Annotated in this window: 23 protein-coding genes and 1 riboswitch; of the genes, 8 read left to right on the forward strand and 15 right to left on the reverse strand. The window is 74.8% G+C overall.

What is annotated here, in order from left to right; translation table 11 throughout:
• The first annotated feature begins 49 nt into the window (after window positions 1–49).
• Window positions 50–144, forward strand: a riboswitch (TPP riboswitch).
• From thiM to BLT39_RS17495, 4 genes are all read left to right on the forward strand, one after another.
• Complete coding sequence (gene thiM / locus BLT39_RS17480) at window positions 135–941, forward strand: hydroxyethylthiazole kinase (protein ID WP_091066645.1); 807 nt, start codon at window positions 135–137, stop codon at window positions 939–941. It overlaps the preceding riboswitch by 10 nt.
• Window positions 938–1570, forward strand: a complete 633-nt coding sequence (thiE, locus tag BLT39_RS17485; protein ID WP_091066648.1) for a thiamine phosphate synthase — start codon at window positions 938–940, stop codon at window positions 1568–1570. The genes thiM and thiE overlap by 4 nt, the downstream gene beginning before the upstream one ends.
• A complete protein-coding gene (gene thiD / locus BLT39_RS17490; protein ID WP_091066651.1) occupies window positions 1567–2415 on the forward strand; it encodes a bifunctional hydroxymethylpyrimidine kinase/phosphomethylpyrimidine kinase in 849 nt (282 codons plus the stop codon). Before thiE ends, thiD begins: the two co-directional genes overlap by 4 nt.
• A complete protein-coding gene (locus BLT39_RS17495; RefSeq protein ID WP_091066654.1) occupies window positions 2412–3089 on the forward strand; it encodes a TenA family protein in 678 nt (225 codons plus the stop codon). Before thiD ends, BLT39_RS17495 begins: the two co-directional genes overlap by 4 nt.
• On the opposite strand, the gene BLT39_RS17500 is transcribed toward BLT39_RS17495, so the two are convergent.
• Window positions 3008–4351 carry a DNA polymerase IV gene (locus tag BLT39_RS17500; RefSeq protein WP_091066658.1) on the reverse strand — a complete coding sequence of 448 codons (1344 nt, stop codon included), beginning with the start codon at window positions 4349–4351 and terminating at the stop codon, window positions 3008–3010. The two genes, BLT39_RS17495 and BLT39_RS17500, sit on opposite strands and share 82 nt — an antisense overlap.
• 18 nt (window positions 4352–4369) lie before the next feature.
• Between BLT39_RS17500 and BLT39_RS17505 the strand changes: the two genes are divergently transcribed.
• Window positions 4370–4987, forward strand: a complete 618-nt coding sequence (locus tag BLT39_RS17505) for a class I SAM-dependent methyltransferase (protein WP_091066661.1) — start codon at window positions 4370–4372, stop codon at window positions 4985–4987.
• On the opposite strand, the gene BLT39_RS17510 is transcribed toward BLT39_RS17505, so the two are convergent.
• Both BLT39_RS17510 and BLT39_RS17515 read right to left on the reverse strand, forming a co-directional pair.
• On the reverse strand, window positions 4947–5825 hold the full coding sequence (locus tag BLT39_RS17510; RefSeq protein ID WP_091066664.1) for an NAD(+)/NADH kinase: 879 nt from the start codon (window positions 5823–5825) through the stop codon (window positions 4947–4949). The two genes, BLT39_RS17505 and BLT39_RS17510, sit on opposite strands and share 41 nt — an antisense overlap.
• A gap of 22 nt (window positions 5826–5847) precedes the next feature.
• On the reverse strand, window positions 5848–6846 hold the full coding sequence (locus BLT39_RS17515) for an SPFH domain-containing protein (protein WP_091066667.1): 999 nt from the start codon (window positions 6844–6846) through the stop codon (window positions 5848–5850).
• A gap of 82 nt (window positions 6847–6928) precedes the next feature.
• On the opposite strand from BLT39_RS17515, the gene BLT39_RS17520 reads away from it, so the two are divergent.
• The gene (locus tag BLT39_RS17520) at window positions 6929–7600 is read left to right on the forward strand and encodes an NUDIX hydrolase (protein ID WP_091066671.1); all 672 of its coding nucleotides are present in this window, start codon (window positions 6929–6931) and stop codon (window positions 7598–7600) included.
• Here BLT39_RS17520 and BLT39_RS17525 read toward each other — a convergent pair whose 3' ends face one another.
• Window positions 7601–7972 carry an MmcQ/YjbR family DNA-binding protein gene (locus BLT39_RS17525; protein WP_091066675.1) on the reverse strand — a complete coding sequence of 124 codons (372 nt, stop codon included), beginning with the start codon at window positions 7970–7972 and terminating at the stop codon, window positions 7601–7603.
• A gap of 25 nt (window positions 7973–7997) precedes the next feature.
• Window positions 7998–8834, reverse strand: a complete 837-nt coding sequence (locus BLT39_RS17530; protein ID WP_207508113.1) for an alpha/beta hydrolase fold domain-containing protein — start codon at window positions 8832–8834, stop codon at window positions 7998–8000.
• Window positions 8835–8882: 48 nt separating this feature from the next.
• Here BLT39_RS17530 and BLT39_RS17535 point away from each other — a divergent pair, with 48 nt between their 5' ends.
• Window positions 8883–9107, forward strand: coding sequence for a hypothetical protein (locus tag BLT39_RS17535; protein WP_091066678.1), 225 nt, complete (start codon window positions 8883–8885; stop codon window positions 9105–9107).
• Here BLT39_RS17535 and BLT39_RS22560 read toward each other — a convergent pair.
• From BLT39_RS22560 to BLT39_RS17575, 8 genes are all read right to left on the reverse strand, one after another.
• Window positions 9091–9777 carry a VOC family protein gene (locus BLT39_RS22560; RefSeq protein ID WP_091067334.1) on the reverse strand — a complete coding sequence of 229 codons (687 nt, stop codon included), beginning with the start codon at window positions 9775–9777 and terminating at the stop codon, window positions 9091–9093. The two genes, BLT39_RS17535 and BLT39_RS22560, sit on opposite strands and share 17 nt — an antisense overlap.
• A gap of 34 nt (window positions 9778–9811) precedes the next feature.
• On the reverse strand, window positions 9812–10543 hold the full coding sequence (locus tag BLT39_RS17545) for an aminoglycoside 3'-phosphotransferase (protein ID WP_207508115.1): 732 nt from the start codon (window positions 10541–10543) through the stop codon (window positions 9812–9814).
• Between the two features lie 51 nt (window positions 10544–10594).
• Window positions 10595–11965, reverse strand: coding sequence for a replicative DNA helicase (gene dnaB / locus BLT39_RS17550; protein WP_091553682.1), 1371 nt, complete (start codon window positions 11963–11965; stop codon window positions 10595–10597).
• A 503-nt stretch (window positions 11966–12468) separates the two neighbouring features.
• Entirely contained in the window at window positions 12469–12924 is a 456-nt protein-coding gene (gene rplI, locus BLT39_RS17555) for a 50S ribosomal protein L9 (protein ID WP_091066685.1), read from the reverse strand.
• A 2-nt stretch (window positions 12925–12926) separates the two neighbouring features.
• Entirely contained in the window at window positions 12927–13163 is a 237-nt protein-coding gene (gene rpsR / locus BLT39_RS17560; RefSeq protein ID WP_055763176.1) for a 30S ribosomal protein S18, read from the reverse strand.
• 30 nt (window positions 13164–13193) lie between these two features.
• Window positions 13194–13691, reverse strand: coding sequence for a single-stranded DNA-binding protein (locus BLT39_RS17565; protein WP_091066687.1), 498 nt, complete (start codon window positions 13689–13691; stop codon window positions 13194–13196).
• A 2-nt stretch (window positions 13692–13693) separates the two neighbouring features.
• The gene (gene rpsF, locus BLT39_RS17570; RefSeq protein WP_479723797.1) at window positions 13694–13993 is read right to left on the reverse strand and encodes a 30S ribosomal protein S6; all 300 of its coding nucleotides are present in this window, start codon (window positions 13991–13993) and stop codon (window positions 13694–13696) included.
• Window positions 13994–14131: 138 nt separating this feature from the next.
• Complete coding sequence (locus BLT39_RS17575) at window positions 14132–15160, reverse strand: RAD23 family protein (RefSeq protein WP_091066691.1); 1029 nt, start codon at window positions 15158–15160, stop codon at window positions 14132–14134.
• 158 nt (window positions 15161–15318) lie between these two features.
• On the opposite strand from BLT39_RS17575, the gene BLT39_RS17580 reads away from it, so the two are divergent.
• On the forward strand, window positions 15319–16131 hold the full coding sequence (locus tag BLT39_RS17580) for a deoxyribonuclease IV (protein ID WP_091066696.1): 813 nt from the start codon (window positions 15319–15321) through the stop codon (window positions 16129–16131).
• Here BLT39_RS17580 and BLT39_RS17585 read toward each other — a convergent pair.
• Together BLT39_RS17585 and BLT39_RS17590 are read right to left on the reverse strand one after the other, a co-directional pair.
• Window positions 16021–17613, reverse strand: a complete 1593-nt coding sequence (locus BLT39_RS17585; RefSeq protein WP_165640309.1) for a glycosyltransferase family 87 protein — start codon at window positions 17611–17613, stop codon at window positions 16021–16023. The genes BLT39_RS17580 and BLT39_RS17585 overlap by 111 nt on opposite strands.
• 22 nt (window positions 17614–17635) lie before the next feature.
• Window positions 17636–20023, reverse strand: a complete 2388-nt coding sequence (locus BLT39_RS17590) for a transglycosylase domain-containing protein (protein ID WP_091066700.1) — start codon at window positions 20021–20023, stop codon at window positions 17636–17638.
• Between the last annotated feature and the right edge of the window lie 15 nt (window positions 20024–20038).

Here is a 20038-nt window from a genome sequence, read left to right on the forward strand (position 1 = left end):
GACCCGGCTCACCCCTGTGGACGAGCTGCGGTGCCGGGGTGCCAGGATCGGCGATGACACGGGGTGCCCCGCCAGGGGGCTGAGATGACACCCGTCGAACCTGCTCCAGCTCGTACTGGCGAAGGGATGTCGACATGAGCCGTTCCACCACGGCGTCGCTGATGGCGGCCCGGGCCGCCCTCACCGAGGTGCGCCCATTGGTGCACTGCCTGACCAACACCGTCGTGCAGGCCTTCACCGCGAACGCGCTGCTGGCGGTCGGCGCCTCGCCGGCCATGGTGGACGCCCCCGAGGAGGCCGCCGAGTTCGCCGCGGTCGCGTCGGCGGTGCTGGTCAACGTGGGCACCCTGAACGCGCGCACGGCCGAGGCGATGCGGGCCGCCGCCGCGCGGGCCGCGGACGACGCGAAGCCCTGGGTGCTCGACCCGGTCGCGGTCGGCGCGCTCGGCTTCCGCACCCGACTGGCCGCCGAGCTGCTCGAGCACCGGCCCGACGTCATCCGCGGCAACGCCTCCGAGGTCATCGCGCTGGCCGGCGCCGGGGCCGGCGGGCGGGGCACCGACAGCACCGCGGGGGTCGACAGCGCCGCGTCGGCGGCCGCCGACCTGGCCCGCCGCACCGGTGGCGTCGTCGCGGTGAGCGGCGAGGTCGACCTGGTCACCGACGGCGAGCGCACCCTCCGGGTCGGGGGCGGGCACGTCCTGCTGACCCGCACCACGGGGGCCGGCTGCGCCCTCGGCGCGCTGACGGCCGCGTACGTGGCCGCGACCGGGTCGGTCCTCTGGGGCGCCGTGGCCGCCCACGCGCACGTGGCCCTGGCCGCGGAGCGCGCGGCGGCGGTGTGCGGCGGCCCGGGGTCGTTCGCGATCGCCTGGCTGGACGCCCTCGACGCGATCGGCCCCGACGAGCTGGCCGACGCCGACGTCCGGGACCAGGCGTGAGGCTCGACCCGACGCTGTACCTGGTCACCGACACCGCGCTCTGCGCGCCGCGCTCGGTGCCCGAGGTGGTGGCGGCCGCGGTCGCCGGCGGGGTCACCGCCGTCCAGGTGCGGGACAAGACCGCCTCCCGGCGCGAGCTGCTCGCGCTGACCCGGGCCGTGCAGGCCGTGCTCGCCGACCGGCGGGACGTCGCGGTCGTGGTCGACGACGCCCTGGACGTCGCCCTGCTGGCTGACGCGGACGGCGTGCACGTCGGCCAGTCCGACCTCCCGGTCGCCGAGGTCCGGGCGCATGCCCCGCACCTGCACCTCGGCCTGTCGGTGGGCACGGACGACGAGCTGGTCGCGGCCCGGGCGCTGCCGGCGGGCACGGTCGACCTGCTGGGCATCGGTCCGGTCTGGGCCACGGCCACCAAGACCGACGCGGGCCCGGCGCTGGGGCCGGCGGGCGTGTCGCGGCTGGTGGCCGGCGCCGGTGGACTGACCACGGTGGCCATCGGTGGCGTCCGTGCCGACCGGGTCGCCGAGCTGGCCGCGACCGGCGTCGACGGCGTCTGCGTGGTCTCCGACGTCTGCGCCGCACCCGACCCCCGCGCGGCCGCGGCGGCCCTGCGGGCGGCAGGGCGATGAGCGCGCGGGTGGCGCTCACCGTCGCCGGCTCCGACCCCAGCGGCGGTGCGGGCATCCAGGCCGACCTGGCCACCTTCGCCGGGCTGGCCACCTACGGCACCGCGGTGCTGACCGGCCTCACCGCGCAGAACACCCACGGCGTCACCGGGGTGCACCCGGTCCCGGCCGCCTTCGTCACCCAGCAGCTCGACACCCTGCTCGACGACGTGGCGGTGCACGCCGCCAAGACCGGGATGCTCGGCTCGGCGGCCGTGGTGCACGCCGTCGTCGACGTGCTCGCCCGGCGACCGGTCGGCCCGCTCGTGGTCGACCCGGTGATGGTGGCGACCAGCGGGGATGCACTGATCGACGACGACGCGGTCGACGCGGTCCGGACGGCGCTGCTGCCGATCGCCGACCTGGTCACCCCGAACGTCCCCGAGGCAGCGCGGCTGCTCGGCACGGAACCGGCCCGGACCGTCGACGACCTGCGCGACCAGGCGGTGGCCCTGCTCGCCCTCGGCCCGGGCGCGGTGCTGGTCAAGGGCGGTCACCTGGCCCGGGAGCTGGGGGAGGGCACCGACGTCCTCGCCGTCCGGCAGGCCGACGGGACGACGGCGGTGCACCTGAGCCGTCGTCCGCTGGTCGACACCTCGAACACCCACGGCACCGGCTGCACGCTGTCGGCCGCGCTCGCCGCCGAGGCCACGACGGCCGGGGTGACCGGCGCGGCCCCGGACTGGCCGGTGCTCGTCGAGACGGCGCGGGACGTGCTGCAGGCCGCCCTGCTCCACGCCGACCGGCTGCACGTCGGGTCGGGCAACGGGCCGGTGTCCCACGGCGCGCACGCCTGGGGGGAGCTGTGAGCTTCTCCGACGAGGCCTGGGCCGGCACCGAGGTCGTGCGCGCCGAGATCGACGCGCTGGAGTTCCTCGCCGAGCTGGCCGACGGCAGCCTGGACGACGCCGCCTTCCGGTTCTACCTCGAGCAGGACGCCCTCTACCTGGCCGGGTACGCCAAGGCGCTGGCCCTCCTGGCCGCCCGCGCGCCCGACCCGCGGGCCGGGGCGTTCTGGGCGAGCGCGGCGCACACCGCCGCGGTGGTCGAGACCGCGCTGCACGGCGACCTGCTGGCGCTGCTCGGCGGCGGCCCGCGCACCGACGAGCACAGCCCGACCTGCCGGGCCTACGTCTCCTACCTGGTCGCGACGGCGGCGACCGAGCCGTACGCGGTGGCCTGTGCGGCCGTGCTGCCCTGCTTCTGGGTGTACGCGCACACCGGCGCCCGGTTGGCCCCCGCCGCCCGGGCCGTGCCCGACCACCCGTACCTGCGCTGGGTGACCACCTACGACGACCCGGCGTTCCAGGAGTCGACCCGGCGGGCCCGGGAGCTCACCGACGCCGCCGCGACCCCCGACCTGGAGCCGGCCATGCTGCGGGCGTTCGCCGTCGCCACGGCCTACGAACGGGACTTCTGGTCCTCGGTGCCCCGCCAGTCCGGCGGCTCGGCCGGGACCAGCGCGGGGTCGTCGACGGCGTAGGTGCGCACCGGGCCGGGCGGGGTCAGCGGTCCCTCGAACCGGACGGTGACCCGGCCCAGGCCGCTGCCCCACACCCACCCGCTGCCCATCTCGGCGTGGGCGACGTCCTGCCCGGGGTGCCACGAGCGCGACTGCGGCGCCGGGGTCTCCTCCTCGTCCTCCTCGGTGTCGATGACGACCGGGGCCTCGTCGGGGGCGAACAGGTCGCCCTGCACGTAGGTGGCCAGGGCCGAGACGCCGACGCCGAGCAGCCGGACCCCGCCGGTGCGGTCGATGCCGGCCAGCAGCCGGGTGGCGACGTCGGTGACGGTGCGGGCGTCGTCCACCGGCTGGGGCAGGGTCTGCGAGCGGGTGAGGGTGGTGAAGTCGTAGCGGCGGAACTTCAGCGTCACCGTGCGGCCCGCCGTCCCCTCCTTCTGCAGCCGGGCGACCACCCGGTCGGCCAGCCAGCGGATCTCGCTCTGCAGCCGGCCCAGGTCGGTCAGGTCGGTGGCGTAGGTGCGCTCGGCGGAGACGCTCTTGGCCTCCCGGTCGGGGACGACGGGCCGGTCGTCCAGCGCCCGGGCCAGCCGGAACAGGCCGGTGCCGTGCGCCTGGCCGACCAGGGCGACCAGGTCGGTCAGCGACCGCTCGTGCAGGTCGCCGACGGTGCGGACCCCGACCGCGGACAGCCGGTCGCCGGTCGCCGGCCCCACCCCGGGCAGCGAGCGCACCGGCAGCGGGTGCAGCACGTCCAGCTCCGACCCCGCGGGGACGACGAGCAGGCCGTCGGGCTTGTCCAGCTCGCTGCCGATCTTGGTCATCGTCTTGGACGACCCGATGCCGACCGAGCCGCGGACTCCGCCGGTGGCGGCATGGATGCGCTCCTTGAGGTCCCGGGCCAGCGCGGTCAGCCCCGCCACGGACAGGTCGTGGTCCCCCGCGGCCAGATCGACGTAGGCCTCGTCCACGCTGACCTGCTCGACCAGCGGCGAGAGCTCGCGCAGCAGGTCCATCACCACCCGCGAGGTGACGGAGTAGGCGGCGAACCGGCCACCGAGGAACGCCGTCCCCGGTGGGCAGCGGCGGCGGGCCTCCGCGGTGGACATGGCGCTGCGGGCGCCGTAGGCGCGGGCCTCGTAGGAGGCGGTGGAGACCACCCCGCGCCCGCCCGTGCCGCCGACCACCACCGGCCGGCCGCGCAGGGAGGGCTTGTCGCGCTGCTCGACCGCGGCGAAGAACGCGTCCAGGTCCAGGTGCAGCACGCTGGCCTCGGATCGCATCCCCTGCATGATGCCCGGATGAGCGAGCACGCGAGCTGGGCCGCCATCACGGCCGAGGACCCCGCCCACTCCCAGTGGTACGTCGACCGCTTCCGCGGCCTGGCGGCCGAGGGCGCCGACCTGGACGGCGAGGCACGGCTGGTCGACGCGATGCTGCCCCGCGGCTCCCGGGTGCTGGACGCCGGTTGCGGCCCGGGCCGGGTCGGCGGCGCCCTGCACCGCGCCGGGCACTCCGTGACCGGGGTGGACGGCGACCCGGTGCTGGTGGCCGCCGCGGAGGCCGACCACCCCGGCCCGCGCTGGCTGGTCGACGACCTGACCACCGTCGACCTGGGCGAGACCTTCGACGCGGTGGTCTGCGCGGGCAACGTGATCACCTTCGTGGAGCCGGCGCTGCGCCGCGACGCGCTCACCCGGCTGCGCGCCCACCTGGTGCCCGAGGGCCGGATGGCCATCGGTTTCGGCGACCACCGCGGCTACGGGTTCGCCGAGTTCCGGGCCGACGCCGCGGCGACCGGCTGGGCGGAGGACGTGCTGCTGTCCACGTGGGACCTGCGCCCCTTCGCCGCGGACTCGACCTTCCTGGTCGCCCTCCTCAGACCAGCTGCAGCGCCCGCTCCGCCCGGCCGAGGGTGACCCGCTGGCCCCAGGTGAGGGTCAGGTGGTCCTCCTCCAGGCCGTCGCCGAAGGCCACCAGGCGGTCGCTCTCCACGGTCACCGCCAGCTCCTCGCCGGCCCCCAGCAGGCCCTCGGTGCAGGTGGTGCCGGTGACCGGCGAGGGCCAGGCCTCCCGCACGAACCAGGCCAGCGCGGGGTCGGTCGGGCCGGGCAGCGCGAGCCCGCTGCGCCGCTCCAGCGCCGCTGACCGGCACCACCCGGTGGCACCGGTGCCGGTCGACACCAGCAGCCCGGACGACGCCTGCCGCTCCGGCTCGGCCCCGGGCGCCTGCAGCCGGTAGCGGGCGGTCTGGTGGGTCGGCTGACCCAGGTAGACCTCGTTGAGCGCGGTCAGCTCCTGCCCGTCGTCGGTCCGGGCCCGCACCATCGTGCGGGCCTGCGTGCGGTGCCGGGCGGCGAGCAGCTCGTTGACGTCGGCGGGCCGGTGCCGGACCAGCACGCCGGCGTTGCGGCCGGGCTCGGGGTCCACGCCGACCACCGGCTGGCCGACGAGGTACTTGGCCACGTTGGCGACCAGCCCGTCCTGCCCGACCACGAGGACGACGTCGTCGGGGGCGAAGAGGAACCGCGGCAGGTCGGCGCGCTCCACGCTGCCCCGCCGCCAGTTCAGCGGCACCTGCGCCAGCGCGGTGGCGACGGCGGCCCGCTGGGCGGCGTCGTGCGCGGCGACCTCCTCGACGTCGCGGCCGCGGCTGCGCAGGAAGAACGCGGCCTGCCCGCGGGTGCCGTGCCGGGCCACCAGCTCGGTGAGCTCGGTGGCCCGGTGCACCAGCACCACGCGGGGGGCCAGGCTCATTCCGCGCTCCGCGCAGGCCCGCTCACCGATCGGTCCCGAGCGTGGCCAGCAGCCCCGTGAGCACGTCCGGCGTGACCGTGATGCTCTGTATCTGCGGCAGGTTCGAGGCCAGCTGCCGCAGGGCCAGCGCGTGCACAATCTCCACCGGCATGTCCACCCAGACGGCCCACTCGGCCCGGTTGGCCGCACCGCGGGCCTCGCCCTGCACCCGGGTGCGCTCGGCCTCCACCGCTGCTGCGGCCCGGTCGCGGCGGGCCTTGGACTCCGCGGCGACCTCGGCGGCGGCCGCGGCGTTCTCCGCCTCCCGGCGGGCGTTGACGCCGCGCTGGCCGACCAGCTCCTCCTCGCGGCGGGCCAGCTCGACCTGGTTGGCCAGTTCGTTCTCGCTGATCGCCCGCTCCCGCTCCACCGCGGTGGCCCGCCGGGCGTAGGTCGCGGCGTCCGCCTCGGCCTGCACCCGCTCGCGGGTCGGCGTCCGCAGGGCGCGCTCGACCTCGGGCTCGGGCCGGATCGCGACCACCCGGACGTCGACCACGGCGATGCCGGTCTCGGCGAGCCGGGCGTCGGCGGCCAGGCCGGCGGCCACCGCGTCGCGCACCGGACCCACACCGGCGGTGAGCGAGGTGGTCAGGCCGGTGCCGGCCAGCAGGTCGATGGCGTGCTGCTGCGCCGACTCGGTGAGCAGCCCGGCGACCTGCTCCAGCGGCGTGCCGCGCCACCGGCCGGTGTCGGGGTCCACGGAGAAGTCGACCCGGCCGACGGCCAGCGCCGGGTCGGCGAACCGGAAGGTGAGCGTCATCTGCACGGTGACGTCCTGGAAGTCCGCCGTCCGGGCGTGGAACAGCAGCGGCAGCTCCCGGTCGTCGACCGGGACCTCGCTGAGCACGGCCGACAGCGGGCGGAACCAGAAGCTGGCGCCGGTCCCGCCGTGCCGGAGCCGGCCGGCGGTCACGTGCTGCACGTAGGCGGTCGCCGAACCACGCAGGTGGCGGGCGAAGGGGTAGCGGGCGATGTCGGCCACGACGTCCTCCTCGGTTCGATGTCGTCATCGCGACGATAAGTAGGTGACCTCCTTGTCGTCAAGATGACGTTAGGGTGGCGGCGTGGCCCACCCCCCGTTCGCGGTGACCGTCGACCTGGTCGTGCTGACCGTGCGCGCCGACGAGCTGTGCGTGCTGCTGGTGCGCCGCGGTGAGGAGCCCTTCCGCGGTCGGGACGCCCTGCCCGGCGGGTTCGTCCTCCCCGACGAGGACCTGGCCACGGCGGCCGCCCGCGAGCTGGCCGAGGAGACCGGGCTGGCGGTGGGGCACCTGGAGCAGCTGGCCTCCTACGGCGACCCCGGCCGCGACCCCCGCCAGCGGGTGGTCACCGTCGCCCACCTGGCGCTGGTGCCCGACCAGCCGGTGCCGACGGCGGGCTCCGACGCCGCGGAGGCACGCTGGGTGCCGGTCGCCGACGCCCGCGGGTTGGCGTTCGACCACGACCGGGTGCTCGCCGACGGCGTGGAGCGGGCCCGGGCGAAGCTGGAGTACACCGCACTGGCGACCGCGTTCTGCCCGCCGACGTTCACCGTGGCCCAGCTGCGCCGGGTCTACGAGGTGGTGTGGGGCCGGGCGCTGGACCCCCGCAACTTCCACCGCAAGGTCACCGGCGCCCCCGGTCTGCTGGCGCCGACGGGGGAGACCACGACCCGGGACGGCGGCCGCCCGGCGCAGCTGTACCGCCGCGGACCGGCCGAGCAGCTGCACCCGCCCCTGCTCCGCGCCGACACCTGATCAGCCGGTGCGCAGCCGCGGTGGGGCCATGACCCGCCAGGCGTCCTCGACCAGCTCGGCCAGCAGGGCCGGGTCGACGTCGTCCAGCCGGACCAGGACGGCGGGGTGGCCGTCGAAGTGCGGGATGGTGAAGCAGACCTCGGGCTCGGCGGCCAGCAGCTCGGCCTTGCCGCCCTCGCCGTCCACCCGGACGCCCATGATCTCCCCGTCCGGGGCGGCCTCCCCCAGGTCGGCCCGGTCCTTCTTCCCCAGCGGCCGGACCCAGACGAAGGTCTTCCCGGCCACCTTCCAGCACCGGTTGCCCCAGGTGGTGCCCTCCGCGACCGACGGCAGACCCGTGGCCACCCGCTCGACGTCGTCCCAGGTGGCCACGGGGCCACCTTGGCGCGGTCGGGGGTCAGGGGGCAAGGGCCGCCCGGACGCGGTCGGCGACCTGGGCCATGGTGTCGCGGGCGCGCACCGGGTCCTCGGTGAGGAAGTAGTGGTCGACGCCGGGGGTGTCGTGGTGCCACACCTCGACCCCGGCCTCGCGCAGCCGCTGCGCGTACCGGACGCCGTCGGGGCGGAGCGTGTCGCGGCCGGCGGTGAGGACCAGCGCGGGGGGCAGGCCGGTCAGGTCGGGAGCCAGGAGCGGGGAGGCGTAGGGCTCCCGGCGGCGCTCGACGTCGGGGAAGTAGACCCGGCGGACCAGCCCGCGCAGCGACGGCGAGATCATCCCGGCGCCGGCCGGGACCTCGGAGGCCATGTCGAGGGCCGGGATGCCGAGCACCTGCAGCGCCGGGGCGAAGGAACCCCGGTCCCGGGCCATCAGGGCGACCGCGGCCGCCATGCCGCCGCCGGAGGAGAACCCGCCCACGGAGGTGCGGCCGGAGCGCTGCGCCACCCACGCCGCCACGTCGTGGGCCTGCTCCTGGGCGACCGGGTAGGCGACGTAGGGGCCGGTGCGGAAGTCGACGTTGTGCACCACCGCGCCGGTGGTGGCGGCGAGGTAGCGGCACCACCAGTCGTCCATCTGCGGGAAGCGCATCAGCCACGCGCCGCCGTGCAGGTGCACGTGCGCCGTCGCGCCATGCCCGTACACGTGCACCGGGACGTGCCCGTGCCGGGTGGGGACCCGCACGACGGTGGGCGCGGGCAGCTCGGAGCCCGCGAACCGCAGCTGCTCGCCGTAGCGGACGGTCCACCGCGCGGTCGCGTGCATCGCCATGGCCTGCAGCCGGTCGGTGATCCGCACGGCCGGTGTTCGTCGCGGGCGGCCGTGCGGATGGGGTGGACCCTGCGCGTGAGCTACCTGCCCGACCCGGCGACCGTCTCCCGGCACGGCGAGCAGGAGGTCGCCGGGCAGACCCGCTTCGTGGCCACCGGGGCCCCAGACCCGCACGTGCACCGCACCTCCAGCGAGCACCTCCGCGGCATGGTCGAGCTGCGGGCCGACGGGCGGGTGCCGACCACCGAGGAGCTCGACGAGCTGGCCGCCCGCTACGACCAGCTCAACCTGCGGGACTGACCCCGGGCCGGTCGCGGTCCTGCCAGGTGCACACGCACACCTCGTTGCCCTCCACGTCGGCCAGCACCCAGAACGCGCGCGCCGCGTCGTCGGACAGCAGCCGCCCGCCCGCCGCCAGCGCCGCGGCGACCCGGGCGGGCGCGACGTCGTGCGGCACGGTGATGTCCAGGTGGATGCGGTTGCGCTGCGGCCGGGCGGCGTCCATCTGCTGGAACCAGACCGCGGGCAGCCGGCCGGCGGGGTCGACCAGCGCGTCCTCGTCGCCGGGCTGGGGCACCAGGTCGAGCACGGCGGCCCAGAACGGGCGCACGGCCGGGATGTCCAGGGCGTCGACGGCGATCTCCAGCTCCTGCACGCCCGTCTCGCCCACCGGGTCGACCGGCCGGTCCACCAGCTCGGTGACCCGGCGGGCCAGGTCGACGTCGGTGGCGGTCACGACGCCGCGGGCCCGGTCCTGCAGGGCCAGCCGGAGCCGGTCGGGGCGCAGGTCGGCCCGCAGGTGCGCGTCGCCGTCGGGCCCGAGCTCGACGGCCACCGCGGTGAGCAGGCCGGCGCCCTCGGCCAGGGAGTCCAGCGGGACGGCGGTGACCAGCTCGCCGAGCAGCAACCGCCACCCGAGGGCGGCGACGGCGTCCTGGGCCTGGGTGCGGGTCAGCGCGGGGGAGTCCATGCCCCGCATGCTGCCCGGTGCCTCCGACAGCCCGTCAGCTCTCCTGCTCCCACAGCGCCCGGTGGTACCTGATCCGCTCGGCGTCGGGCTCGATGCCGTACGCCGCGAAGAACTCCGGCTGGTGCCCCTCCCCGAAGTTCCAGTCCAGGCTGAGCGAGGCCACCGCCAGGTCGGCCCAGCGGTCGCCGACGCCGAGGTCGCCGAGGTCCACGTGGCCGACCCAGCGGCCGGCGTCGTCGACGAGGGTGTTGGGGGCGCAGGCGTCGCCGTGGACGACGACCGGGTCCGTGACCGGCGGACGGGGGCCGAGCCCCGGCGGGGTGCGCGCCGCCCAGCTCTCGCCGGCCCGGTCGGCGGGGACCACGTCGACCGGCAGCGCGTGCACGGCCCGCAGGCCGGTCGCGATGGCGGCGATGGCCTCGGACCGACGGGCCCGCCACCGGTCGCCCACCGCGTGCTCCCCGGGCAGCGGCGCGGCGAGCAGCCACTGCTGGTGGTCGTCGGCGCCGTGGTCGAGCAGGGCCGGGACGGGGTGCCGGCCGGCGAGCCAGCCCAGCGCGTCCCGCTCCCGGGCGAGGTCCGGGCCGGCCGGGCGCGGGCTCCACTTGAGGTACGGCCCGTCGCCGAGCCGGAAGGTCAGCCCGCCGAGCTCGTTGCGCCAGACCAGCTCCGCGGTCCCGTGCCGCTCCTGCAGCCCGAGGACGACGGGCGGCACGCCCTCGGGCCCCAGGGTGTGGAACGCGGCCAGGTCGGCGAACTCGCTCACCGGCCCATCACCGCACACCGGCGGCGCCGGGCGCCACCGGGTTCGCAGGGATCAGTTGGCCATGTCCACGAAGCGGGAGTAGTGGCCCTGGAAGGCGACGGTGACGTTCGCGGTCGGGCCGTTGCGGTGCTTGACCAGCATGATGTCGGCCTCGCCGGCCCGCGGGGACTCCTTCTCGTACATGTCCTCGCGGTGGATCATCATGACCATGTCGGCGTCCTGCTCGATCGAGCCGGACTCGCGGAGGTCGGACAGCATCGGCTTCTTGTCCTGGCGCTGCTCGGAGCCACGGTTGAGCTGGCTCATCGCGATGACCGGCACCTCGAGCTCCTTGGCCAGCAGCTTCAGCGCACGGGAGAACTCCGAGACCTCCTGCTGACGGGACTCCACCCGCTTGCCCGACGTCATCAGCTGGAGGTAGTCGATGACCACCAGCTTGAGGTCGTTGCGCTGCTTGAGCCGCCGGGCCTTGGCCCGGATCTCCATCATCGTCATGTTCGGCGAGTCGTCGATGTAGAGCGGTGCGTCGGCGACCTCGCCCATGCGGCGGGCCAGCTTCGACCAGTCCTCGTCGGACAGCGTGCCGGCGCGCATGTGGTGCAGCGGCACCTTCGCCTCGGCCGACAGCAGACGCATGGTGATCTCGTGCTTGCTCATCTCCAGGGAGAAGATGCAGGCCGCCATGTGGTGCTTGACCGACGCCGAGCGCGCGATGTCCAGGCCGAGGGTGGACTTGCCGACGCCGGGGCGGGCGGCGATGACGACCATCTGGCCGGCCTGCAGGCCGTTGGTGAGCTCGTCGAGGTCGCGGATGCCGGTGGGCACCCCGCGCGCGGTGCCGCCGCGGCTGGCGATGGCGTCGAGCTCGTCCATCGTGGGCTGCAGGACGTCCTCGAGGCGCGAGTAGTCCTCGCTCATCCGCTTCTCGGTGACGTCGTAGATCTCCTGCTGGGCGCGGTCGACGATGTCGTCGACGTCGCCCTTGCCGCCGGCGGCGCCGTAGCCCAGCTGCACGACGCGGGTGCCGGCCTCGACCAGCCGCCGCAGCACGGCCTGCTCGGCCACGATCGCGGCGTAGTAGCCGGCGTTGGCCGCGGTGGGCGTGGAGGCGATGAGGGTGTGCAGGTAGACCGCGCCACCCATGCGGGACAGCTGGTCGGTGCGGTTGAGCTCGGCGGCGACGGTGATCGCGTCGGCGGGCTCGCCGCGGCCGTAGAGGTCGAGGATGCAGTCGAAGACGACCTGGTGCGCGGGGCGGTAGAAGTCGGCGCCGTGCAGGACCTCCACCACGTCGGCGATCGCGTCCTTGCTCAGCAGCATGCCGCCGAGGACGGACTGCTCGGCAGCGACGTCCTGAGGGGGCTGGCGGTCGTACTCCGGCGCCGAGGCCACCGGCCTGCTGATGTCGTCGACCACTGCCACGCGCGGTGCTCCCCTTCGCTGTTCGGTCCCCCGGCCACGACCGCCGCCCATCCCGGGCGGGCCGTCGTGGTCCTTGCTACCGCGGGGGTCCGACAGTTCCGCGGGGCGGCCGGCCGGGCGCCCGGCGGCGCGCTCGGAGGGGAACGCTAGGCAGCGGGGAGGGCCCCGTCCACGACCGGTGTGCACAGCCCTCTGCACAACCTGTGGACAGCGCCGTGGACGGACGCAGCCGCCGTGTGGACGACGTCGGGACGGTCATCCGTCACCGGACGGAAAGCGCCCCGTCACCTGGTGATCGGCTGGCCCCAGGCTGTGGACGGCAGAAAAACTTGCTGCCGCCAGCGGCCCGGGCGCGTCGTGGCCGGGCGCGTCGCACCACCGTCCCCACCAGCCCCACCGCGGTCCCGCACGTGGCGCCAGGACGCCGGACGGCCGACTGCCGGAACGCCGGAGGGGGCGCCGGACCAGGTGGTCCGACGCCCCCTCCGGGACTGGTGCTGCGATCAGGCGGCGACGACCTCGATGGCCAGCGAGGCGCTGACCTCGGGGTGCACCCGCACCGTGACGGTGTGGGCACCGGTCGACTTGATCGAGCTGGGCAGCTCGACCCGGCGACGGTCCAGCGAGGGACCACCGGCGGCGGTCACCGCGGCGACGACGTCGGCCGTGGTGATCGAGCCGAACAGCCGGCCGCCCTTGCCGGCCTTGGCCGGCACGGTGACGGTCAGCGAGCCCAGCTGGCCGGCGACCTGCTTGGCCTCCTCGAGCGTGGCGACCTCGCGGGCCGCACGCGCCCGGCGGATGCCGGCCACCTGCTTCTCGGCACCGCGGGAGGCGACGATCGCCAGGCCGCGGGGCAGGAGGTAGTTGCGGGCGTACCCGCCCTTCACCTCGACGGTGTCCCCGGCGGAGCCGAGGCCGGCGACCTCGTGGGTCAGGATCAGCTTCGATGCGCTCATGGTCAGCGCGCCGTGGAGGTGTAGGGCAGCAGGGCCATCTCGCGGCTGTTCTTCACGGCCACGGCGACGTCGCGCTGGTGCTGGCTGCAGTTGCCGCTGACGCGGCGGGCACGGATCTTGCCGCGGTCGGAGATGAACTTCCGCAGCAGGGTCGTGTCCTTGTAGTCGACGTAGGTCGCCTTGTCCTTGCAGAACTGGCAGACCTTCTTCTTCGGCTTGCGAATCGGAGGCTTGGGCACAGGAATCTCTTTCTCAGGGGTGGTACGAGATCAGAAGGGGGGCTCGTCGGAGGACGAGGCCGGGGTCGACCACGGGTCGCTGGAGCCGCCACCGCCGCCGGAGGAGCCGAAGCCCCCGCCGCCGCCGGAGCCGCCGCCGAACCCGCCACCGCCGCCCTCGCCGCGGTTGGCCTTGGTGACCTTCGCGGTGGCGTAGCGGAGCGAGGGGCCGATCTCGTCGACCTCCAGCTCGACGACGGTGCGCTTCTCACCTTCCTTCGTGTCGAAGGAACGCTGCTTCAGGCGACCGCTGACGATGACCCGGGAGCCACGGGTGAGCGACTCGGCGACGTTCTCCGCCGCCTGCCGCCACACGTTGCAGCGCAGGAAGAGGGCCTCGCCGTCCTTCCACTCCGACGTCTGGCGGTCGAAGGTCCGCGGCGTGGAGGCCACGGTGAAGTTGGCGACGGCGGCGCCGGACGGCGTGAAACGCAACTCCGGGTCGGCGGTCAGGTTGCCGATGACGGTGATGACGGTCTCGCCGGCCATGGTCAGTGGACCTCGGGCCGCATCAGCTTCGTGCGCAGGATGGACTCGTTCAGGTTGAGCTGACGGTCCAGCTCCGCGACCGCGGCGGGCTCGGACTGGATGTCGACGACGGCGTAGATGCCCTCGACGTTCTTCTTGATCTCGTACGCCAGGCGGCGACGGCCCCAGATCTCGGTCTTCGCGGTGCCACCGGCGTTGGTGACGACGGAGAGGAACCGCTCCAGGCTGGGAGCGATCGAACGCTCCTCCAGCTCGGGATCGAGGATGATCATCAATTCGTAGTGACGCACGGAGAACCCCACCTCCTCTGGTCTCAGCGGCTGCAGGGCATCTGCAGCAGGAGGGCTTGCACGCGTCGCGCCCCCGCACGGCCCAGGACAGCAGCCGGACAGGAGCGCTCCGCCGAGGGTACCAGCCGCCGCGAGCGGCGTCCCCGCAGGTCAGGAGCGGGAGGACGCCCGCTGGGCCAGGTGGGTGCGGACCAGGGCCGCGGTGACGCCGGCCAGCGCGACGACGGCGGCCAGCGCCGGCACCGACAGCGCCGGGTCGGGGCTGCTGGCCTGGGAGTCCGAGGCCACCTCGACGCCGTCGCCGCTGCCCGACAGCGACCCGCCCAGGCCGGCGAGCTGGCCGAAGACCGGCACGGAGGCGCCGTCGTAGCTGCCGGCGACGCCGCCGCCACCGGTCCCGCTGCCGCTGCCGGACCGGGAGGACGACGCGTCGCCGGTGGCGAAGCGCGAGGGGTCGAAGGCCGCGGCCGCCGAGGTGTCCAGCGGGGCGAGCTGGCCCGAGGTGCTGGGCAGCCCGTAGGAGTAGCCGGTGCCGTCGACCGGCGCCGCGGGCTGCTGGGTGCTCGGCGCCGCGGGGGCGGTGGTCGGCTGGCCGCCGGTCACCGGGGTGTCCACCGGGGCGGTCGGCGCCGTCGACGGCACCGGGTTGGTCACGGTGACCGGGGGGAGGGTGGGCAGGTTGGCCGAGGGCAGGTTGGGCAGCGGCACGAGCGTGTTCACCACGAACGGGGCGCCGACCGGCAGCGCCGGCAGGGTGCGGACGACACCGTTGACCAGGTCGTTGACGACCGCGGACGGCGTGCCCGACGCCGGCACCACCCGGTAGGTGTAGGTGATCGCGCCGACGGTGCTCGACGGGAACGTGTACTGGGCCGACTGCCCCAGCTGCAGGCCCTTCGTCGAGCCGTTGAAGGTGACCGAGACGTCGGTGTAGACCGTCGCGCCCAGCGAGCCGACCAGCGGCAGGGTGAGGCTGGCCGGGTAGGAGGCCACCGAGTTGACGAAGGTGACCGTGCCGCCGGCGTCGATGCTCACCGTCGGCGGGGTGAGCGTCTTGATCTCCACCGTGGCCGTGGGGGCCGCCGTGGCGGCCGGCGCGGCCAGGACCGAGCCCGCCATCGCGAGCAGCCACCCGAGGGTGAGCACGGCGATCCCCCGCCGTGCCGACCGTGCGATCACTCCGCTGTGCATCGTCCTGCGCCTCTCCGTCGAGACCGTCCTGCGTGCGACCCGTCAGCAGTACCTACGAGTAACACCTACCACGTCGAAGAACGAGTGTGTGACCTACGAGATACGCCCGCACCTCGATGTCACCCCCGCGGCCTACGTTCGGGGGCATGTCGTCGCACCCGGTAGGAGTACACGTCGGTTCTGGTCTGACCGAGGGCAACGAGGTCGAGGACGGCGGCGTGCTGGCCCGGGCCGCCGAGGTCGACGCCTCGGCCGTGCAGGTCTTCCTCGCCGACCCGCAGGACTGGAAGGCTCCGGCGCCCCGGCCGGACACCGAGGAGCTGCGCGCCGCCGAGCTGACGGTCTTCGTGCACGCGCCCTACGTGCTCAACGTGGCCTCGACGAACAACCGCATCCGCATCCCCAGCCGCAAGCTGCTCGGCCAGCACGCCGCGGCGTCGGCGGCGATCGGCGCCGCCGGCATGGTGGTGCACGGCGGCCACGTGACCGGCAAGGACGACCCGGCCGCGGGCTTCGACAACTGGCGCAAGCTGTTCGAGCGGCAGGCCGCCGACGGCGGGTTCCCGGTCCCCGTGCTGGTGGAGAACACCGCGGGCGGGGACAAGGCGATGGCCCGCGAGCTCGACGCGCTGGCCCGGCTGTGGGAGGCCGTCGGCGAGTTCGGCGCCGGCTTCGTGCTGGACACCTGCCACGCCTGGGCCGCCGGGTGGGACCTGTCCTCCGTGGTCGACGACGTCCGGGCCATCACCGGCCGCATCGACCTGGTGCACCTCAACGACAGCCGGGACGAGGCCGGCTCGATGCGCGACCGGCACGCCCCGCTCGGCGAGGGGCAGATCCCGGAGGAGCTACTGCTCGGCGTGGCGAGGTCGGCCGGCTGCCCCGTCGTCCTCGAGACCCCCGGCGACGCGGCCTCCCACGCCGGCGAGATCGCCCGGGTCCGGGCCGCGCTGGCGTAGCCGGAAGCGGTCGGGGGCCCGGTCGAGGACCCCGCCGGCGGGGTCGTCGGTGCCCGGCCAGCTGCGCCGCACCCGGTCGAGCTCGGGGTGCCACACGTCGCGGACCACGAGGGCCATGAGCACCACGACGGCGACGTCGCGGACCCCGACCGCCAGGAAGAACCACTGCACGTCGACACCCTTGTTGTCGGTGCCGAGGTACCAGAGCAGCCGCGGCACCCACAGCACCGCCTCGGTGGCCTGCCACAGCAGCAGCGACCGCCAGGACGGGCGGGCCAGCACCGCCAGCGGCAGCAGCCACAGCGAGTACTGCGGGCTCCACACCTTGTTGACCAGCAGGAACCCGGCGACCAGCAGGAAGGCGAGCTGGGCGACCCGGGGCCGCTGCGGGGCGGTGAGCCCCAGCACCGCGACGGCCACGCAGACCGCAAGGGTCGCCGCCGCCACCCAGGCGTTGAGCACCGACGGGCTCTGGCCCTCGGCGAGCGGCCCGTCGAACAGGGTGCCGCCGGTGGCCTGGATGGCGATGTTCCACAGCGTGTCCGGGTCGGCGGGCCGGCTGTCGTTGAGCGTGAAGAACAGCTGCCAGTTCTCCGGCGCCAGCAGCGCGATCGGCAGGTTCACCACCAGCCAGGCGGCCGCGGCGGCCACGGTCGTGGTCGCCCAGGCGCGCAGCTTCCCGGCGCGCAGGCACAGCACCAGCAGGACGCCGAGCAGCAGCACCGGGTAGAGCTTGGCCGCCGTCCCCAGCCCGAGGAGGACCCCGGCCAGCACGGGGTGCCGCGTGGCCCAGGCCCACATGGCCAGCGACGCCAGGGCGACGGCGAACAGGTCCCAGTTGGTGAAGGCGTGCACCACCAGCAGCGGCGAGAGCCCGATCATCGCGGCGTCCCAGGGCCGCCGTCCGGTGAGGCCGACGACGGAGCGGGTGACGAGCAGGGCGCAGATGCTCAGCAGCAGGCAGGTGACGACGTAGTAGCTCTGCACCGGCACGACGGTGGGCAGCAGGCCGACCGTCTGGGCCAGCGAGTCGTAGCCGCGGGCGAGCACCGCGGCGACCCACATGAACCCGCCGGTGAGCACCGGGTACTCGACCGCGGAGTCCAGGTAGGGCACCTGGCCGGTGTCCAGCCCGCGCAGCCCGAACAGCGGCACCGTGTCGGAGTAGCAGAAGTGGGTGTACTGCTTGGAGCCCGTCCAGTTGCCGTCGGCGCACGGGTTCTGCTTGGCCCAGGCCAGCGCCAGGCCGACGACGCAGAACAACAGGCAGACCCGCAGCGGGGTCCAGAACAGCGCCCGGCCGGTGACGGCGTGCCGGCCCCACGGTCCGCCGACGGCCTCGCTGGCCTGCGCGGCGACCCGGTCGGTCCAGCTCGGCACCACCCGGTCCGGCCACGGCGGTGCGGCCACCCGGGGCGGGGACGACGCGGGCCCGCCGTCCGGCTGGTCGGCCGGCGGCGGGCCCGTGTCCTGCGTGCTCACGGGGACAGTCTGCCCCGGGGGGTCACCCGTTCGGTTGACCGTTGCCCGGTGGCAGCCCGATGGTCGGCGGGCCCTGCGTCGTCGTCGGGGCCTGCGTCGTGGTGGGCGGGGCCTGCGTCGTGGTCGGCGGGGCCTGGGTGGTCGTCGGCGGGGCCTCGGTCGTGGTGACCGGGGCCTCGGTGGTGGTCACCGGGGCCTGCGTCGTGCGCGGTGCCTCGGTGGTGGGGTCCGGGACGGCGTTGCTGTCGCCGTTGTCCCCGTCGATGAGCTGCCGGGTGGGCAGCTCCTCCACCGGCGTGCCAGCGAGCACCCGGTCCATGAACTCCTGCCAGATCTGGCCGGGCAGACCGGAGCCGAAGATCGGCGAGCCGTTGGCGTTGATGATGGCCGAGTTGTCGTCGGACCCCATCCACACGGCCGTGGAGATCGACGGCGTGTAGCCGACCATCCAGGCGTCGGTGCTGTTCACCGTGCTGTCCTGCTGGCCCTGGGTACCGGTCTTGCTGGCCACCGGCCGGTCGCCGTCCAGGCTGCGCCGGGAGTACTCGGCGACGCCTTCGGTCGACAGCGTGGTGTCGCTGGCGACGTCGGCCGGGACGGCCTGGGTGCCGGCGTCCACCGCCGCCCCGGGGGCGAGCACGACCCCGCCCTCGGAGTCGGTGATCTGCGAGACGAAGTGGGTGGCGTGCCGCACGCCGCCGTTCGCCAGCGTCGCGAAGCCGACGGCCTGGTCGATGGGACGCACCGCGTACTCACCGATGCCGATCGAGGCGCCGGGGACGCCCGAGTCCGGGTTGACCAGGATCGGCTGGTCGTTGTAGATCGGGCTCGAGGTCCCCTGCCAGGTGTCGCCGAGACCCATCGCGGCCAGTGCCGTGGTGCGCACGTTGTCCGCGCCGACCTCGTAGGCCAATCCGTAGAACGTGGTGTTCAGCGACCGGGTCATGGCCTGCACCAGGGTGCAGTTGCCGCAGGAGGCCCCGCCGGAGTTCCGCACCGGCTGGTCGGGGCGGTCCGGGAAGGTCTGCGGCGAGCTGCCGTTGCGCCGGGAGTCGATGGCGATGCCCTGCTGGAGGGCGGTCGCCATGACGTAGGGCTTGAACGACGAGCCCGGGGGCCGCGGGTTGTTCGCGTAGTCGTACCCGGTGCCGGTGGCGCCGCCGTAGTAGGCCAGCACGCCGCCCGTGCGCGGGTCGACGGCCACCAGGGCCTGGCGCAGCGTCCCGGGCTCGCCCTGCATCACGGAGTTCACCGAGTCCACCGCAGCCTGCTGGTAGGCCGGGTTGACCGTGGTGACGATCCGGTATCCGCTGCTGATGAGTTCGTCCTGGGTCAGGTTCAGCCGCGACCTCACCTCGTTGATCGCCTGCTGCACGATCAGCCCCTCGGGGCCGTCGGGCAGGCCCAGGGACGAGCCGGTCACCGGCAGCACCTCGGGGTAGGTCGAGGCCTCCCGGTCGGCCTGGCTCAGCCAGCCCTGCTCGACCATGCCGTCGAGCACCAGGCCCCAGCGGTCCTGGGCGCCCTCCGGGTTGTTCGCCGGGTCGTAGGCGCTGGGGCTGCGGACCAGGACGGCGAGGACGGCGCCCTGCTGCGCGGTGAGCGCGCTGGCGTCGACGCCGAAGTAGGTCTGCGCCGCGGCCTGGATGCCGTAGGCACCACGGCCGAAGTAGATGGTGTTGAGGTACCCCTCGAGGATCTCGTCCTTGGAGTAGTTGTTGTCCAGCTTGACCGCCAGGAAGAGCTCCTGGAACTTGCGGCTGAAGGTCTGGTCGGCGGTCAGCAGGGTGTTCTTCACGTACTGCTGGGTGATCGTCGACCCGCCCTGGGTGGAGCCGCCGGTCAGGTTGTTCCACGCGGCCCGGGCGATGCCGGTGACGGAGATGCCGGGGTCGGAGTAGAAGTTCCGGTTCTCCGCGGCCAGGATCGCGTCCCGGGCCGGGTCGGACACCTGGTCGAGGGTGACGTTGATCCGGTTCTCCGACCCCAGCCGGGCCATCTCGGTGGTGCCGTCGGAGTAGTAGACGATCGTGGTCTGGGCCTGGGAGACGTCGTCCAGGCTGGGCACCTTGGTGTTGGCGTAGACCACGCCGACGAAGACGCCGAGCAGCAGCAGCCCGCCCAGCACCAGGGAGGCCAGGACCTTGTAGACGCGGCGGCGTTTCTGCTTCGCCGTCCGCTTGCCCTTGCCGCGCTTGCCGGCGGCCGGCCTGGCCGACACCGTCGCGGCGCCCTCGCCGCGGGCTGCCGTCGTCCGGCCCCGGTCACCGCCGCGGCGCGCCGAGCGCGGGTCGGGACGGCGCGGGTCGGGACGCCCGCCGCCGCCGGAACGGGTGGCCCGCGCCGGCGGGGGTCGGCGGACCGAGCCGGCGGGCAGCCCGACGGGTGAGGTCTCGTCGTGGGGAGGCACGGCGGTGGCCCCTCT

The sequence above is a fragment of the Klenkia brasiliensis genome (assembly GCF_900100695.1).
Lineage (GTDB): Bacteria > Actinomycetota > Actinomycetes > Mycobacteriales > Geodermatophilaceae > Klenkia > Klenkia brasiliensis.

Coding starts and splice junctions, on each gene's coding strand:
- thiM (WP_091066645.1), top strand. CDS start 135: ATGAGCCGTTCCACCACGGCGTCGCTGATGGCGGCCCGGGCCGCCCTC.
- thiD (WP_091066651.1), top strand. CDS start 1,567: ATGAGCGCGCGGGTGGCGCTCACCGTCGCCGGCTCCGACCCCAGCGGC.
- BLT39_RS17500 (WP_091066658.1), bottom strand. CDS start 4,351: ATGCGATCCGAGGCCAGCGTGCTGCACCTGGACCTGGACGCGTTCTTC.
- BLT39_RS17505 (WP_091066661.1), top strand. CDS start 4,370: ATGAGCGAGCACGCGAGCTGGGCCGCCATCACGGCCGAGGACCCCGCC.
- BLT39_RS17510 (WP_091066664.1), bottom strand. CDS start 5,825: ATGAGCCTGGCCCCCCGCGTGGTGCTGGTGCACCGGGCCACCGAGCTC.
- BLT39_RS22560 (WP_091067334.1), bottom strand. CDS start 9,777: ATGGACTCCCCCGCGCTGACCCGCACCCAGGCCCAGGACGCCGTCGCC.
- rplI (WP_091066685.1), bottom strand. CDS start 12,924: ATGAGCGCATCGAAGCTGATCCTGACCCACGAGGTCGCCGGCCTCGGC.
- BLT39_RS17565 (WP_091066687.1), bottom strand. CDS start 13,691: ATGGCCGGCGAGACCGTCATCACCGTCATCGGCAACCTGACCGCCGAC.
- BLT39_RS17580 (WP_091066696.1), top strand. CDS start 15,319: ATGTCGTCGCACCCGGTAGGAGTACACGTCGGTTCTGGTCTGACCGAG.